Source organism: Oerskovia sp. NPDC060338 (assembly GCF_042726295.1).
Taxonomy (GTDB): domain Bacteria; phylum Actinomycetota; class Actinomycetes; order Actinomycetales; family Cellulomonadaceae; genus Oerskovia; species Oerskovia merdavium.
Window position 1 is genome coordinate 174,889 of sequence record NZ_JBHXCQ010000010.1, and the last position, 16,138, is coordinate 191,026.

The window sequence follows — 16,138 nt, forward strand, 5'->3', positions numbered from 1 at the left end:
AATGGACTTTATCGACCCGCCCCCCACGCACATCATCGCCGCAACCTGGGTGGGGGCGCCCCCGCGCGCGCGGGCCCCTCACGTTGAACCTGGGGGTCGCGCCGCCCCGGCATCCTCGCCGGGCCGGCTCGACCAGTCTTGGGCTAACGTCACAGGCAAGGCTGCCTGTGCATCGAAGGGACCGTACGTGAAGCTGGAGCTCCGCGGTATCACCAAGTCGTTCGGACCGCTCGTCGCCAACGACCACATCGACCTCGTCATCGAACCGGGGCAGATCCACGCCCTCCTCGGGGAGAACGGCGCAGGCAAGAGCACGTTGATGAACGTGCTGTTCGGCCTCTACCAGGCCGACTCGGGCGCCATCCTGCTCGACGACGAGGAGCGCGCCTTCCGGGGACCGGGCGACGCGCTCGCCGCCGGGATCGGCATGGTGCACCAGCACTTCATGCTCGTGCCCGTGTTCACCGTCGCAGAGAACGTCATGCTCGGGCACGAGGACGTCAAGGCCGGGGGGTTCCTGGACCTCGAGGCCGCCCGTGCCCGCGTCCGCGACCTGTCCACGCGGTTCGGCTTCGGCCTGGACCCGGACGCAGTCGTCGAGGACCTGCCGGTCGGCGTGCAGCAGCGCGTCGAGATCGTCAAGGCGCTCGCACGCGAGGCCAAGGTCCTCATCCTCGACGAACCCACCGCGGTGCTGACCCCGCAGGAGACCGACGAGCTGATCGAGATCATGCGACAGCTCAAGGCCTCGGGCACCTCGATCGTCTTCATCACGCACAAGCTGCGCGAGGTCAAGGCCGTCGCGGACGTCATCACGGTCATCCGCCGGGGCGCCGTCGTCGGCAAGGCCGAGCCGACGGCCTCGGAGACCGAGCTCGCGTCGCTCATGGTGGGACGCTCGGTCTCGCTCGGCCTCGACAAGGCACCCGCGAAGCTCGGTGACGAGACCTTCGTGGTCACGGACCTCACGGTCCTCGCGCCCAACGGGCAGGCCGTCGTGGACCGCGTCTCGTTCTCGGTCGCGCAGGGCGAGATCCTCGCCGTCGCGGGCGTGCAGGGCAACGGGCAGACGGAGCTCACCGAGGCCATCCTCGGGTTGCTCCCCTCTGCGGAGGGGTCGATCGAGCTGCACGGCAAGGAGCTGCGGGGTCTCTCGCCCGACGCGGCCCTCGACGCCGGGATCGGGTTCGTCCCCGAGGACCGCAAGGTCGACGGCCTCGTCCTCGACTTCACGGTCGCGGAGAACCTCGTGCTCGACCTCTACGACAAGTCCCCGTACGCGCGGGGCATCGCGCTCAACCTGCCGGAGATCCGGCGCAACGCCGAGCACCGCATCACGGAGTTCGACATCCGCACGCAGGGCCCCGGCCAGGAGGTCGGCCGGCTCTCGGGCGGCAACCAGCAGAAGGTCGTCCTCGCGCGTGAGCTCTCGCGACCGCTCAAGCTCTTCATCGCGAGCCAGCCGACGCGCGGCGTGGACGTGGGTTCCATCGAGTTCCTGCACCGCCGCATCGTCCAGGAGCGTGACAACGGCACGCCGGTGATCATCGTCTCGACCGAGCTCGACGAGGTCGTGGAGCTCGCCGACCGGATCGCCGTGATGTACCGCGGGCGCATCGTGGGCTTCGTCCCCCCGACGACCTCCCGCGAGGTGCTCGGCCTCATGATGGCCGGCGTGCCCTACGACGAGGCCACCGCACAGGTGACCGACCAGACCGACACGACGGGAGCAACCCAGTGACCGACCAGCAGCCCGTCCCTCCGGCGACGGGGGAGCCGACCCCCGAGGCGCCGCGCGCGGCGAAGCCCGCGAGCGACGCCCGCTGGGCTGCGACCTTCCGGGAGATCACGACGGGCCCGTTCGGCGTCACCGTCCTGGCGTTCGTCCTCGCGCTCGTCATCGGCGGGCTCCTGATCATCGTCACCGACCCTGACGTGACCGCCGCCGCGAGCTACCTCTTCGCCAAGCCCGCCGACTTCTTCGGCGCGGCCTGGAGCGCCGTGAGCGACGCCTACTCGGCGATGTTCCGCGGCGCGGTCTTCAACTACGAGGCCCCCACGTTCGCTCGCGGCATCCGCTCGCTGACCGAGACCATGACGGTCTCGACGCCGCTCATCATCGCGGCCCTCGGCGTGGCGGTCGGCTTCCGCGCGGGCCTGTTCAACATCGGCGCCCAGGGGCAGGTCCTCATGGGGGCCGCGATCGGTGGCTACGTCGGCTTCGCCTGGAGCCTGCCGCCCGTCCTGCACCTGCTGCTCGCGCTGCTCGGCGGCGTGCTCGCGGGTGGGTTCTGGGCAGGCATCGCCGGGTTCCTCAAGGCCCGTACGGGTGCGCACGAGGTGATCGTGACGATCATGCTGAACTACGTCGCGCTCTACCTGGTCGCGTGGTTCCTCACGACCAGCGCGTTCACCCGGCCCGGCTCCAACCAGCCCAAGAGCCCGGGCGTCAAGGACACGGCCCAGCTGCCGCTGCTGCTCGGCGACCAGTTCCGCCTCAACGCGGGCTTCCTGGTCGCGATCCTCGCCGCGGTCTTCGTGTGGTGGCTCATGTCCCGCTCGACGTGGGGCTTCCGGTTCCGCGCGGTGGGCTCCAACCCGCAGGCCGCCCGGACCGCAGGCATGGGCGTGGCGTCCTCGTTCGTGCTCGTCATGGTCGTCTCGGGTGCCCTCGCGGGCCTCGCCGGTGCCGTGCAGATCCTCGGCACCGAGAAGGCGCTGACCGGTGGGATCGCCGGATCCATCGGGTTCGACGCGATCACCGTCGCCCTGCTGGGCAGGTCCAAGCCGCTCGGCATCTTCTTCGCCGGTCTGCTGTACGCCGGGCTCAACGTGGGTGGCCGGGCCATGGAGGCCTCGACGGGCACGTCGATCAACATCGTCCTGGTCATCCAGTCGCTCGTCGTGCTCTTCATCGCGGCCCCGCCGCTCGTGCGGGCGATCTTCCGGCTGCCCGCCCCGAACCCCGTCGTCGTGAAGGGAGCCAGCGCATGACCGCCATGGCCGCACCGCGTACCCAGGTCGCTGCCGTGACGGCGACCCGCAGCTGGAAGGTCCCCATCACGCTCGGGGTCTTCGGCCTGCTCTCGTTCGTCCTGTTCGGTCTCCTGGGACCTGCTGGTTCCGTGACGACCTTCGGGATCTCGACGGGGGCCGACCTCCTCAAGTTCGACCCGGTCGAGCTCCCCACGCGGGCCACCGCGATCGTGCTCTCGGTGCTCTGCCTGCTCCTGGCGGGCTACGCGACCGTGCGGGTCCGTGCGGACCAGCCGGTGGGCCGGTGGGTCCTCGCGGTCTTCGGTGTGCTGTGGGTCCTGACGTTCCTCGTGTGGGCCGTCGCGGACAAGAGCACGTCGATCGTGAGCCTCCTGCAGGGCTCGCTGCTCCTCGCCGTCCCGCTCGCGTTCGGTGCGCTCGGCGGCCTGCTCAACGAGCGGGCCGGCGTCGTCAACATCGCGATCGAGGGTCAGCTGCTCACAGGGGCGTTCGGCGCAGCGGTGCTTGCCTCGGTCGTGGGCAACGCGTACGTCGGCCTGGTCGCCGCGCCGCTCGCCGGGCTGCTGATCGGCGCGATGCTCGCACTGTTCACGGTCAAGTACCACGTGAACCAGATCATCGTCGGTGTCGTGCTCAACGTGTTCGCGGTGGGTCTGACGAGCTTCCTGTTCTCCTCGGTGCTCAAGAACGACCCCGCGACGCTCAACACGCCCCCGCGCCTGCCGACGCTCCCGATCCCGCTGCTCTCCGAGATCCCGATCATCGGTCCGGTCCTGTTCCGCCAGTCGATCATCGTGTACCTGCTCTACGTCGCGGTCATCGTCATCAGCATCGCGCTCTTCCGCACGCGGTGGGGCCTGCGAGTCCGCTCGGTCGGGGAGTACCCCCAGGCCGCGGACACGGTCGGCATCAACGTGAACCGCACCCGGTGGGGCAACGTCCTGCTCGGGTCCATGGTCGCGGGCCTCGGCGGCGCGTTCTTCACGATCGGGTCCGTGGGAGCGTTCGGCCAGGAGATGACGGCGGGCAAGGGGTACATCGCGCTCGCCGCGATGATCCTGGGCCGCTGGAGCCCGTGGGGCGCCCTGGGGGCCGCGCTGCTCTTCGGGTTCGCCGACAAGCTGCAGCAGGTGCTCGGCGTCCTCGAGACCCCGATCCCCAACCAGTTCATGCTCATGCTGCCCTACGTCGTGACGATCTTCGCGGTCGCCGGCCTGGTCGGTCGCGTGCGCGGGCCCGCTGCCGCGGGCGAACCGTACGTGAAGGGATGACCGGATGAGCGACGAGACACCGACGATCGACTGGGAGGCCCTGCGGGTCGCCGCCCGGGCCGCGATGGAGAAGGCGTACGCGCCGTACTCCTCGTTCAAGGTCGGGGCGGCCGCGCTGGTCGACGACGGCCGGCTGGTCACGGGAGCCAACATCGAGAACGCGGCGTACGGCGTGACGCTGTGCGCCGAGTGCTCGCTCGTGAGCGACCTGATCGGGAGCGGGGGCGGGCGCCTCGTGGCGTTCGCGTGCGTCGACGGGCACGGCGACGTGCTCATGCCGTGCGGTCGGTGCCGCCAGCTCCTGTGGGAGCACGGCGGGCCCCGGCTGCTCGTGGAGACGACCCGTGGCATCAAGCCCATGACCGATGTGCTGCCCGACGCTTTCGGGCCCGAGGATCTGGTGGAGAGAGCATGAGCACGCAGAGCACTCCGGTGGGCGCCTCCGGCGCGCTGCCGAACAAGGAGACCGAGTCGTTCGACGCGGTCGACGTCATCCGCACCAAGCGGGACAAGGGCCGCCTGTCGGCCGAGCAGATCGACTGGGTCATCGACGCCTACACGCGCGGTGTCGTGGCCGAGGAGCAGATGGCCGCCCTCAACATGGCGATCCTGCTCAACGGCATGGACCGTACGGAGATCGGTCGCTGGACCGCGGCCATGATCGCCTCGGGCGAGCGCATGAACTTCTCGGCGCTCTCGCGGCCCACGGCCGACAAGCACTCGACGGGAGGCGTCGGGGACAAGATCACGCTGCCGCTCGCCCCGCTCGTCGCGGTGTTCGGCGTGGCCGTCCCGCAGCTCTCGGGGCGCGGCCTCGGGCACACCGGGGGCACGCTCGACAAGCTCGAGTCCATCCCCGGCTGGCGCGCCGCGCTGACGAACGAGCAGATGATGAACCAGCTCGAGCACGTGGGCGCCGTCATCTGCCAGGCGGGCTCGGGCCTGGCCCCGGCCGACCGCAAGCTCTACGCGTTGCGCGACGTCACGGCCACGGTCGAGGCGATCCCGCTCATCGCGTCCTCGATCATGAGCAAGAAGATCGCCGAGGGCACGGGGGCGCTCGTCCTGGACGTCAAGGTCGGCTCGGGTGCGTTCATGAAGGACCTCGAGCAGGCGCGCGAGCTCGCGCGCACCATGGTGGACCTGGGCACGGACGCGGGGGTCCGCACGGTCGCGCTGCTGACCGACATGTCGACCCCGCTCGGCCTCACGGCCGGCAACGCGCTCGAGGTCCGCGAGACGCTCGAGGTGCTCTCCGGCGGGGGACCGCGCGACGTCGTCGACCTCACGGTCGCGCTCGCGGTCGAGATGCTCGACGCGGCCGGCAAGCCCGTCCCGGAGGAGGAGGTGCGGCACGCGCTCTCGAACGGCCGGGCCATGGACAAGTGGCGCGAGATGATCGCGGAGCAGGGCGGCGACGCCCGCGCACCGCTGCCCGTGGCACGCGAGAAGGAGCACGTGGTCGCGGACCGCGACGGCGTGCTCTCGCACCTGGACGCGTTCGGCGTGGGTGTCGCGGCCTGGCGCCTCGGAGCGGGCCGCGCCCGCAAGGAGGACCCGGTGCAGGCCGGGGCCGGGATCGAGATCCACGCCAAGCCGGGCGACGTGGTCACCAAGGGGCAGCACCTGCTCACGCTCCACACCGACACCCCGGAGCGGTTCGACCGGGCGGTCGAGGCGCTCGACGGCGCCTGGGCCGTCGCGGACCCGGGCACGGTCGTCGAGACGCCGGCCCTGATCCTCGACCGGCTCGCCTGACATGACGTCGGAGGGGGAGGCCCCGGGGGGCGCGGCACCGCGCGACCCGGCGGCCTCCCTGCCCGACGACCGTCGACCGCGTTCGGTCTACGGGGTCGGCGAGGAGCCGGACATCCGCTTCAGCCTGGCCAACGAGCGCACCGCGCTCGCGTGGGTGCGCACGGGGCTCGGCCTGGTCGCGGGCGGGGTCGCGCTGACGTCCTTCGCGTCGTTCGCGGACCTCACCGGGTTCGTCGACCTGATCGCCGCGGTGGCCTGTCTCGCCGGGGCCGGGTTCGCGGGGTACGCGCTCCTCTCCTGGAAGCGCGTCGAGCGGGCGATCCGCCGGGGTGAACCGCTGCCGTCGCCGAACGGTCTGCCCGTGCTGGTCGCGGGCGTCGTCGTCCTGGCGCTGCTCGTGGCCGGGTACGCGGTCACCGAGGTCTGGCGGCGGTGACACCGCCGACCCGGGACCCCGGGCTCCAGCCCGAGCGCACGGCTCTGGCCTGGCAGCGCACGGTCCTCGCGGTCGTGATCGGTGCCATCCTGCTCGCGGTCGCGGGCCTGCGCGCGGGGCAGCCCGTCCTCGCGGCGTGCGCGGGGGTGCTCGCGGTCGCGACGCTCGTGCCCGCGGTCCTGCGGCCGCCGTCGGGCGGGCTGCCCCGCGACGGTCGGCTGCGGTCGTGGGGGTTCCTGGTCAGGGTCGCGTCGCTCGTGGGGACCCTGGGCCTGCTGGGCGCGGCGAGCGCGCTCGTCCGGCTGCTCTGAGGGCTGCGACGCGGGGAGCGAGGCCCTCGTGGGGCTCGAAGGATGGCAGGCTGTCCGGATGATCCTCGCCGACCTCCAGCTCACCCGGGTCCTGCGCGCAGCGGGCGCCGGCCGGGGTCCGTTGCCCCCGTCGCCCCCTGCGGGGCGCTACGTCCTGCCCGACGGCGCTGCCTCCTCGGCGCGTCGGGCCGCCCTGCGCGCGGGGCATCCCGGGCAGGTCGCGGACCGGCTCGTCACTGTGCTCGAGTCGTTGCGCCCGTGGGAGCGCGAGCACGTGCTCGACCCTCTGCGTCGCCGTGCGGTCGCCCCTGACCAGCGCCGTGACCTCGCGGGCGGAACCGGCCCGGTGGCGGGCCGCCCGGTCGCCCAGGGCCAGGGTTCTGCTCCCGGCCGCCCCGACCTGCGCTTCCCGGAGCCGCTCGTGCTGGGCCGGGCCCGGGCGGTGCAGGTCGACGAGACGACGTGCGGGTCCGCGGTCCTCGCCGTCCTGGCCGCGGCGGGAGACCCCGTGGTCGCGCTGTGGCTCGTCGCGGGTACCGACGTCTCGCGAGGGGCCGGCGAGCACGTCGTGAGCGAGGGCCAGGTGGACGCGACCGCCCGGGAGCTCGAGACGTCGTCGGGCCGGTTCCAGGCGCTCCAGCGCCTCCTCAAGGCGCGCACGACGCGCGCCGCGCTCGGTCCCCTCCCGTGGCCCGGCGGGCTCGGGACGCCACCCTGGACGGCTGCGCGCGACGCCCGCTACGCCGACGTGCGCTTCACGCACCGGATCGTCGCGGGCGGCGGCCCGGGCGACCCGGTGCTCGCGAGCGCGCTGCGGTCCGCGGCCGCGGGCGTGCCCGTGCCGCTGTACACGGGCGGCGACGTCGGGACCGGGTGGTCCACCGCGGTGCCGCGCCACGTGGTGCTGCTGGCCGGGGTGAGCGGGCCGCAGGACGGGACGGGCGCGGACGGCGGGACGAGCGCGCACGGCGGGCGCTGGTGCTCGCTGTACGAGCCGTCGTCCGGGGCGCTGCACCGTGTGCGGGTCGCGGACCTCCTCGCGGGCACGCGCGTCGCGGGGGAGCCGAGCAAGGCCGTTCGCCGCGCGCTCGGGGGCTGGCCGCACGTCACCTGGGCGGTCCTGCCCGCCGGACGGGCTGGCGGGTCGCGCCGGGTCGGGTGACGATGGAGGGACGGCGAGAGGAGCACCCCATGAGCACCGTGCCCGGAGCGGAGGCCTGGCGAGACGCCGGGCTGGTCACGCCCGACGACGTCCCGACGAACCTGGTCGAGGAGGAGTCGCAGGGCGAGCCGCCGCCCTCGCCCGAGGACGCAGAGGACTACACCCCGGGGACCCCACGACCCGACCTGGACGGTGAGGCCGCCGAGGCCGACGTCGTCGAGCAGGCGGCCGTGGTCCCGGTCGGCGAGGGCGGCGACGAGGATGCGGACGCCCCGGGGGGTCCTGGCGGCGACGGCGCGTGAGACAGCATGACCGCCCGTGACGCAGCCGTGACCTGCCCGGCGGGGCGGCCGTCGGGTGCACCCGTCCCGTGCCCGGTAGCGTGAGCGCATGACCTCCACACCCTCCTCAGTGAGCGAGACCGTCGCGGCGATCGCCGCGCTCCCCAAGGTCGTCCTCCACGACCACCTCGACGGCGGGCTGCGTCCCGCGACGATCATCGAGCTGGCCGCTGCGATCGGGCACGACCTGCCCGCGACCGAGCCGGACGCGCTGGGCACCTGGTTCGTCGAGTCGGCGGACTCGGGCTCGCTCGTGCGCTACCTCGAGACCTTCGACCACACCATCGCCGTCATGCAGACGCCCGAGGCGCTCGCGCGCGTCGCCCGCGAGTCCGTCCTCGACCTCGCCGCGGACGGCGTCGTGTACGCCGAGCAGCGCTGGGCCCCCGAGCAGCACCTGCAGCGCGGCCTGAGCCTGCAGGACACCGTGGACGCCGTCCAGGCCGGGCTCGAGGAGGGCGTGGCCCTCGCAGCGGCCCAGGGGCGCACGATCCGCGTGGGGCAGCTCGTCACCGCGATGCGGCACGCCGACCGCTGGCAGGAGATCGCCGAGCTCGCCGTGGCCAACCGTGGCAACGGCGTGGTCGGGTTCGACATCGCGGGTGCCGAGGACGGCTTCCCGCCCTCGCGCTTCCCCGACGTGTGGCAGTACCTGGCCGACGAGAACTTCCCCGTGACGATCCACGCGGGCGAGGCCTCGGGCGTCACGTCGATCGCCGAGGCGGTCCACCTGGGCCAGGCCTCGCGCGTGGGCCACGGCGTGCGCCTCATCGAGGACATCTCGTTCGACGAGAGCCACGGTACCGCGGCCCTGGGGCAGTTCGCCCACTGGGTCCGTGACCACCAGATCCCGCTCGAGTTGTGCCCCGTCTCCAACCTGCAGACCGGTGCGGCGGGCTCGATCGCGACGCACCCCATCACGCGCCTCAAGGAGCTCGACTTCGCGGTCACGCTCAACACGGACAACCGCCTCATGTCGCGCACGTCCATGACCCACGAGATGACGCTGCTCGTCGAGCAGGCCGGCTGGACGCTCGAGGACCTCTACGACGTCACGGCCACGGCCGCGTGGAGCGCCTTCATCCACCACGACGAGCGCCGCGCGCTCATCGACGACGTCATCCTCCCCGGTTACCAGGAGATCCAAGGAGCACAGCTGTGAGCACCGCAGGCACGTCCCCCCTGGACCGCGCGTCCCTCGCGCAGTTCGTCGACCACACCCTCCTCAAGCCCGAGGCGACCCGCGCGGACTTCGAGGCGCTCGTCGACGAGGGCGTCGCGCTCGGCGTCTACTCGGTGTGCGTCTCGCCCTCGGTCCTGCCGCTCGACGGCAAGGGCCTGAAGATCGCGACCGTGTGCGGGTTCCCGTCGGGCACCCACCACAGCGAGGTCAAGGCCGCGGAGGCGGCCCGTTCGGTCGCCGACGGCGCGGACGAGGTCGACATGGTCATCGACCTGGGTGCGGCCAAGGCGGGCGACTGGGCGTACGTCCAGGCCGACATCGCCGCTGTCCGTGCGGCGGTCCCGGCGCCCAAGGTGCTCAAGGTCATCATCGAGTCCGCCGCGCTGACGGACCACGAGATCGTCGAGGCGTGCCGCGCCTCGGAGGCCGCGGGTGCCGACTTCGTCAAGACCTCGACGGGCTTCCACCCGGCGGGCGGGGCCTCGACGCACGCGGTGTCCATCATGGCCGAGACCGTGGGCGGACGCCTCGGGGTCAAGGCCTCGGGCGGTGTGCGCACGCTCGCCGACGCGCTCGCGATGATCGAGCACGGGGCCACGCGCCTGGGCCTGTCGGGCACCGCTGCCGTGCTCGCGGGCTTCGACGGGATCGAGCCTGCTGAGAACGGCTCGTCGGGCTACTGACACGTCCGTGCTGACCGAGGGGTGACCGTGCCTGGACGGGCGGTCACCCCTCGGCGCGTTCGGGGTTAGGCTAGCCTCACTTCGCCATCGCGGGCGGAGCGCACCTTGGAGGACCGCATGACAGACCCCACCCCCCGCAGGCCCGAGCGCGTCGCGACCCACGCCGTGGTCGTGCGCACCGAGCAGCTCACGCCGCACATGATCCGCGTCGTCCTCGGAGGGGACGGTCTCGACGGGTTCGACGCCGGTCCGTACACCGACCACTACGTCAAGCTCCTCTTCCCGGACGCGGCTGGTCCCGAGGGCCGCGTCCCGATGCGCACGTACACGATCCGCTCGTGGGACTCCGTGGCGCGCGAGCTGGCCATCGACTTCGTGGCGCACGGCGACGAGGGCCTCGCCGGTCCGTGGGCGGCCGCCGCCCAGGTGGGCGACCCGATCTCCTTCTTCGGCCCCGGTGGTGACTACGCGCCGTCGGGCTCGGCGGACTGGCACCTGCTCGTGGGGGACGAGAGCGCGCTGCCCGCGATCGCCGCGGCTCTCGAGGCCATGCCCGACGGCGTGCCCGTCCTCGCGGTCGTCGAGGTCGCCTCGGCGGACGAGGAGCAGGCCCTCACGTCGCCCGGAGCGCTCGACCTGCGGTGGGTGCACCGCGACGAGCACCCCGACCGCGCGCCCGGGGAGGCGCTCGTCGAGGCCGTCGAGGCGCTCACGTTCCTGCCCGGGACGCCACAGGTGTTCCTGCACGGCGACGCCGGGTTCGTGCGCACGCTGCGCCGCCACGTCCGGCTCGAGCGCCAGGTGCCCGTGACGTCGCTGTCCGCGTCGGGCTACTGGCGCCGTGGACGCACCGAGGAGGGCTGGCGTGCCGAGAAGGCCGACTGGAAGGCCGCCGTGGAGCGCGACGAGGAGCCTGCGCTGCGGTCCTGAGCGCCGGTCGCTCAGCGGGCGCGCTCGACGGCGATCGCGAGCGCGACCCGGTTGGGCATGTCGAGCTTGGTCATGGTGCGGCTCAGGTGCGTCTTGACCGTGGCCTCGGCACAGTAGAGGCGTTCACCGATCTGTGCGTTGCTCAGCCCTTCCGCGACACCCTGGGCGATCTGCCGCTCGCGGTCGGTGAGCTGGTCGAGGAGCGCGCGGGCCCGCTGCTGCTCGCTCGTCACCTGTCCCTGCGCGACGCGCGAGACGACGTAGCGGACCACGCGGGGCGCCAGCACCGACTCGCCGTCCGCGACGGCGAGGACGCCCCCGATGAGCTCCGCCGGCGAGGCGTCCTTGAGCAGGAACCCGCCCGCACCGGACTCGAGCGCTCCCAGGACGTCCGTGTCGCTCTCGAAGCTCGTCAGGACCAGGACGACCGGAGGCTCGGGGAGCAGGCGCAGCGCGCGGGTCGCCTCGACGCCCTGGACCCTTGCCATGCGCAGGTCCATGAGCACCACGTCGGGACGGTGGGCGAGGAACGCCGGGACGGCCTCGTCGCCGTCGGTCGCCTCGGCCACCACCTCGATGCGAGGACTGCTCGACAGGATCAGGCGGAGGCCGGTGCGGACGAGCGCATCGTCGTCGACCAGGAGGACTCGGATCACGCGTCGATCGTAGGGCGAAGCACCCACACCTGGGCCCGCCGTCCGGTGAGGGCGTCTCAGTCGACGTCGACCGCGTCGCTCACCCACGGTAGCCAGACGTCCACGACGAAGCAGCCCTCCTGGGGGCCGAGCGTGGCCCGTCCGCCGAGGAGCTTGGCCCGTTCGGCGATCCCCGTGATCCCCGCCCGGCTCCCGGGTGCTCGTGGGCCGGGGGACCCGGGGAGCGGATTGGTCACGCGCAGGCTCACGCCGCTCGCCGGGTCCCCGCCGAGGTCGATGAGGACCTCGCTCCCGGGCGCGTGCTTGTGCACGTTGGTCAGCGACTCCTGGAGGATCCGGTAGGTCGCTCGCGCCACGTGCGGGCTGATCGACGAGGCGTCGTTGAAGACGACCGTCGCGACGAGCCGTGTGCCGGCCGCCCGGGTGGTGGCGAGCAAAGCAGGAAGGTCGGACAGCGTGCCCCCTGCCCTCTGCGCCTGCCGATGGGCGAGCCCGTCCGGGTCGCGAAGGATCTCGATCAGGTCCCGGAGGTCCTCGAGCGACCGGTGGGCGTTCTCTCGGACCACCTTGGCCGCGTCGCGGAGCTGCCCGTCCTGCTCGGGGACCGACACCTCGAGCACTCCCGAGTGGAGCGAGACCAGGGAGAGGCTGTGGGCCAGGGTGTCGTGCACCTCACGGGCGATGAGCTGACGCTCCTGCTGGCGCGCGACCTCCTCCTGCTGGCGGGTCACCTCGTCCCTCAGCTCCTCGGTGACCACGTCCTTGCGGGCGACCTCGTCGCGCAGGTGCTCGGCCACGACCTCGTGGCGCTGGGCCTCGCCACGGAACCGTCCCACCTGGTAGTGGGCGCGGCGCGCCCAGCCGACGCTCACCGAGAGCGCGAGCCCGGCCGTCGCGAGGAGCACGTACACCCACTCCGGCGCACCGACGGCCTCGGTGGACCCGGTCGCCGTGAACGAGAAGATGCGTCCCTCGACGGGCCGCAGGGCGTCGCGGGTCAACGAGACGATCGTGGCGAGAGCCGTGAGCGCGCCCAGCAGCCATCCGACCCGGACCGGGCGCGACGAGACGACCCAGGACAACGCCACGAGGGCGCCGATCGCGTCCAGGGGGAAGAGGAGCGCGCCCCCGCAGGCGATCAGGCAGACCGCGACCGGGTAGCGGCGGCGGAACACGAGCATGGTCGCGATGCCGACCGCGGACGCCCAGCCGATCAGGACCCAGACGAAGACCACGTCCGAGATCTCCTGGCCGTCCACGCCGTCGAGCGTCCCCGCTGCGGAGCCCGCGAAGGCGATGCACACGGAAGAGGCGACGAAGGACGCGACGACGATCCACACGGTCGAGGCACGGGACCACCAGCGTCGGCCGTCCGTCGGCCGGTCGGGGACCGTTCCGGGGGAGGGTTCGGAGGCGGCGGCAGGAACCGCTGCCGGACGGCGACCCTGGTGAGCAGCGGCCTGTCCTTGCCCCTGCTGCCATGGCGGCGGCCAGGAACCACCCGTCGGGCCGGCGACCGCCCACCCCGGAGGCACGGGGCTGCCGGGGGGCGGCGTCGCGCGAGGCCAGGGGGAGCCCGAGGGCGGGTGCGGGGTGGTCACGGCCCCAGCGTAGGGAACACCACCGACGGCGGGGTCCGTCGACCGGTTCGGGAGGCCAGGGACCGCGTACGACTTTCGGTGCGCTGGTCGTACCCGGTCCGCCGACGCGCCCGCCCGGTGCGACGCGATGGAGTGGTCCCGTACCGATCCGGAACCCACGAGAGGCCCTCCCATGAATAGCGACCCGACGCAGCAGCCGTCCGTCCAGCAGTACCCGCACCAGCAGTACCCTCAGCAGCCGTACCCGAACCCGCCCTTCCCGGGGCAGCCGCAGCCGCCCCTGGCCCCCGTGCCGCGCAAGTCCTTCTTCGCGCGGCACAAGGTCCTCACGGTCTTCCTGGCGTTCCTCGCGCTGGTCGTCGTCGTCTCGGTCGCGTCCGGCCTCGGGGGCGACGAGCCGTCCGGCACCACGGTGCCGGTGGGCACGACCGGGACCGGCGACGCAGCCCCGGAGGGCGAGCCCGACGGGCAGGCTCCGGCCGCCCCGGAGGAGACGGTGCCCGGCATCGGCACGGCCGTGCGCGACGGGAAGTTCGAGTTCACCGTCACAGCCGTCGAGCCGGGCGTCGCCAGCGTGGGCGACGAGCTCCTGAGCGTCGACGCCCAGGGGCAGTTCGTCCTGGTCCACGTCACGGTGACGAACGTCGGCGACGCGGCCCAGATGTTCGACGCGAGCTCGCAGAAGCTGTTCGACGCCCAGGGGCGCGAGCACTCGGCCGACTCCACGGCCGGGATCTACCTGGGAGACGCCAACAGCTTCCTCAACGACATCAACCCCGGCAACTCGATCCAGGGCGTCGTGGTGTTCGACGTCCCTGCCGACGCGGTGCCGGCGAGCATCGAGCTGCACGACTCGTTCATGTCGGGTGGCATCTCGGTCGCACTGGGCTGACGGCCCGTCCTGGACAGGTCTCGCCGGGAACGACGGGGGCCGTCCCCCGCTCCGTGAAGGAGCGAGGGACGGCCCCCGGGCTTCGGCCCGTCAGATCCCGAGCGCCTCCGCGACGTCGCGACGGACGTGGTCCAGCCGGGTCCGCGCGAACGCGCGGGCGGCCGTGAGGTCGTCGTAGCTCGCGTCGGGCGCGACCGGGACGATGACCTCGAGGTAGCACTTGACCTTGGGCTCGGTGCCGCTGGGGCGCACGATGACCCGGGTCCCGTCCGCGGACAGCAGCCGCACGCCGTCGGTCGGGGGCAGACCGTCGAGGCCGTCCGAGAGGTCGACGACCTCGCTCACCCCCGAGCCCGCGAGCGTCCGCGGGGGCGCTGCGCGCAGCCGCGACATGGCCGCCGTGATCTGGTCCAGGTCCGTGAACCGGGCCGAGAGCTGGTCGGTCACGTGCAGGCCGTGCGCGCGCGCCAGGTCGTCGAGCGCGTCGACGAGCGTGCGCCCCTCGGCCTTGAGCCTGTTGGCGAGCTGTGCGAGGAGCAGCGCGGCGCTGATGCCGTCCTTGTCGCGCACGTTCTGCGGGTCCACGCAGTACCCGAGCGCCTCCTCGTAGCCGTAGACCAGGCCGTCGACGCGCGAGATCCACTTGAACCCCGTGAGCGTCGAGGCGTAGCCCAGGCCGTGGCTCTCGGCGATCTTGCGCAGCAGCCGCGAGGACACGATCGAGCTCGCGAAGAACTGCGTCCCGGGCGCGATGCGCAGCCGTGCCGCCCGCTTGCCGATCTCCTCGCCGAGGAGCGAACCCACCTCGTCGCCGTGCAGCATGCGCCACCCGTTCGAGCGCGCGGTCTCGGCCCCCTGGTAGGTCCCGACGCGCGTGTCGTAGACCGCCAGCGCGCACCGGTCGGCGTCAGGGTCGTTCGCGATCACGAGGTCCGCCTTGGCGTCCTGCGCGTACGCGAGCGCGAGGTCGATCGCGCCGGGCTCCTCCGGGTTGGGGAAGGCCACGGTCGGGAACAGGGGGTTCGCCTCGAACTGCTCGGCGACGCTGATGACGTCGGTGAAGCCCGCGTCCTCGAGGACCCGGTTGACGACCGCCCCGCCCACGCCGTGCAGCGGGGTCGCGACGATGCGCAGGTCGCGCGCCGCGCCGTCTGACAGGCGACCCACCGACTCGACATAGCCGAGCGCGAGGTCCCGGCCCAGGACCGTCCAGCCGTCGACCGCCCGCGGAACCCGTGCGGCCACCGGGGCACGGTGGATCGCTGCGGCGATCTCGGCGTCGTACGGGGGCACGATCTGAGCGCCCTGGCCCGAGTCGGTCACGACCCGTCCGCCGAGGTAGACCTTGTAGCCGTTGTCCTGGGGAGGGTTGTGGCTCGCGGTGACCATGACGCCCGCGTCGGCGCCCAGGTGGCGCACGGCGTAGGCGAGGACGGGAGTGGGGAGGGCCGACGGCAGGATCGACGCCGCGACCCCCGCGGCGGTGAAGACCGCCGCGCTGTCCTGGGCGAACGTGTGCGAGTGGTGGCGGGCGTCGTAGCCGATGACGACCCGCGGGGTCTGGCCGGGCAGCGCGTCGCGCAGGAACGACGCGAGGCCGGCGGCCGCCCGGATGACGACCGCGCGGTTCATGCGGTTGGGGCCGGCCGCCATCTCGCCCCGGAGGCCCGCCGTTCCGAACTGCAGCGTCCCGGAGAAGCGGTCTCGGAGCTCGGCGCGGGCCCGCGCGCGCACCTCGTGGTCGCGCGGGTCGGGCGAGTCGGCCTCCGTGAGCAGCGTGCGCAGCTCGACCTGGTCGGCGGGCTCGGGGTCCGCCTCGATCCAGGCCTCGACCTGCTCGAGGAAGGCCGCGTGGCCGGCGCCGGCCTCGTACCCGGGGTCGTCGACCTCGTTGGCCAGGGGCTCGGGGTTCGTCAT

At 72.9% G+C, this 16,138-nt stretch carries 16 protein-coding genes; 13 read left to right on the forward strand and 3 right to left on the reverse strand.

Annotation, left to right across the window (positions count from 1 at the left end):
* Nucleotides 1–187 precede the first annotated feature (187 nt).
* The 12 genes from ACFWGN_RS13810 to ACFWGN_RS13865 all read left to right on the forward strand — a co-directional run bounded on the left by ACFWGN_RS13810 (nt 188) and on the right by ACFWGN_RS13865 (nt 11,072).
* Complete coding sequence (locus ACFWGN_RS13810; protein WP_377617521.1) at nt 188–1,741, forward strand: ABC transporter ATP-binding protein; 1,554 nt, start codon at nt 188–190, stop codon at nt 1,739–1,741.
* A complete protein-coding gene (locus tag ACFWGN_RS13815) occupies nt 1,738–2,994 on the forward strand; it encodes an ABC transporter permease (protein ID WP_377617522.1) in 1,257 nt (418 codons plus the stop codon). The genes ACFWGN_RS13810 and ACFWGN_RS13815 overlap by 4 nt, the downstream gene beginning before the upstream one ends.
* A gap of 5 nt (nt 2,995–2,999) precedes the next feature.
* On the forward strand, nt 3,000–4,268 hold the full coding sequence (locus ACFWGN_RS13820) for an ABC transporter permease (protein ID WP_377617608.1): 1,269 nt from the start codon (nt 3,000–3,002) through the stop codon (nt 4,266–4,268).
* A gap of 4 nt (nt 4,269–4,272) precedes the next feature.
* Complete coding sequence (locus tag ACFWGN_RS13825) at nt 4,273–4,683, forward strand: cytidine deaminase (protein ID WP_191803718.1); 411 nt, start codon at nt 4,273–4,275, stop codon at nt 4,681–4,683.
* Nucleotides 4,680–6,026: a thymidine phosphorylase gene (locus tag ACFWGN_RS13830; RefSeq protein WP_354509770.1), complete on the forward strand. Its 1,347-nt coding sequence runs from the start codon at nt 4,680–4,682 to the stop codon at nt 6,024–6,026. Before ACFWGN_RS13825 ends, ACFWGN_RS13830 begins: the two co-directional genes overlap by 4 nt.
* A 1-nt stretch (nt 6,027) precedes the next feature.
* Nucleotides 6,028–6,462, forward strand: coding sequence for a YidH family protein (locus tag ACFWGN_RS13835; protein WP_377617524.1), 435 nt, complete (start codon nt 6,028–6,030; stop codon nt 6,460–6,462).
* Nucleotides 6,459–6,773: a DUF202 domain-containing protein gene (locus tag ACFWGN_RS13840; protein WP_191803712.1), complete on the forward strand. Its 315-nt coding sequence runs from the start codon at nt 6,459–6,461 to the stop codon at nt 6,771–6,773. The genes ACFWGN_RS13835 and ACFWGN_RS13840 overlap by 4 nt, the downstream gene beginning before the upstream one ends.
* A 58-nt stretch (nt 6,774–6,831) precedes the next feature.
* Nucleotides 6,832–7,935: a hypothetical protein gene (locus ACFWGN_RS13845; protein WP_377617526.1), complete on the forward strand. Its 1,104-nt coding sequence runs from the start codon at nt 6,832–6,834 to the stop codon at nt 7,933–7,935.
* Nucleotides 7,936–7,964: 29 nt separating this feature from the next.
* Nucleotides 7,965–8,237 (forward strand): hypothetical protein, encoded by a 273-nt coding sequence (locus ACFWGN_RS13850; protein ID WP_377617528.1) that lies wholly within the window; start codon nt 7,965–7,967, stop codon nt 8,235–8,237.
* Nucleotides 8,238–8,325: 88 nt separating this feature from the next.
* Nucleotides 8,326–9,438 (forward strand): adenosine deaminase, encoded by a 1,113-nt coding sequence (locus ACFWGN_RS13855; protein WP_191803706.1) that lies wholly within the window; start codon nt 8,326–8,328, stop codon nt 9,436–9,438.
* Entirely contained in the window at nt 9,435–10,142 is a 708-nt protein-coding gene (deoC, locus tag ACFWGN_RS13860; protein ID WP_377617530.1) for a deoxyribose-phosphate aldolase, read from the forward strand. The genes ACFWGN_RS13855 and deoC overlap by 4 nt, the downstream gene beginning before the upstream one ends.
* A gap of 117 nt (nt 10,143–10,259) precedes the next feature.
* Nucleotides 10,260–11,072, forward strand: coding sequence for a siderophore-interacting protein (locus ACFWGN_RS13865; RefSeq protein WP_377617532.1), 813 nt, complete (start codon nt 10,260–10,262; stop codon nt 11,070–11,072).
* Nucleotides 11,073–11,083: 11 nt separating this feature from the next.
* Here ACFWGN_RS13865 and ACFWGN_RS13870 read toward each other — a convergent pair whose 3' ends face one another.
* The gene (locus ACFWGN_RS13870) at nt 11,084–11,728 is read right to left on the reverse strand and encodes a response regulator (RefSeq protein WP_377617533.1); all 645 of its coding nucleotides are present in this window, start codon (nt 11,726–11,728) and stop codon (nt 11,084–11,086) included.
* Between the two features lie 56 nt (nt 11,729–11,784).
* Nucleotides 11,785–13,329, reverse strand: a complete 1,545-nt coding sequence (locus ACFWGN_RS13875; protein ID WP_377617535.1) for a histidine kinase — start codon at nt 13,327–13,329, stop codon at nt 11,785–11,787.
* Between the two features lie 172 nt (nt 13,330–13,501).
* On the opposite strand from ACFWGN_RS13875, the gene ACFWGN_RS13880 reads away from it, so the two are divergent.
* Nucleotides 13,502–14,221 (forward strand): DUF4352 domain-containing protein, encoded by a 720-nt coding sequence (locus tag ACFWGN_RS13880; RefSeq protein WP_377617536.1) that lies wholly within the window; start codon nt 13,502–13,504, stop codon nt 14,219–14,221.
* Between the two features lie 90 nt (nt 14,222–14,311).
* On the opposite strand, the gene ACFWGN_RS13885 is transcribed toward ACFWGN_RS13880, so the two are convergent.
* A complete protein-coding gene (locus tag ACFWGN_RS13885) occupies nt 14,312–16,138 on the reverse strand; it encodes a phospho-sugar mutase (protein ID WP_377617538.1) in 1,827 nt (608 codons plus the stop codon).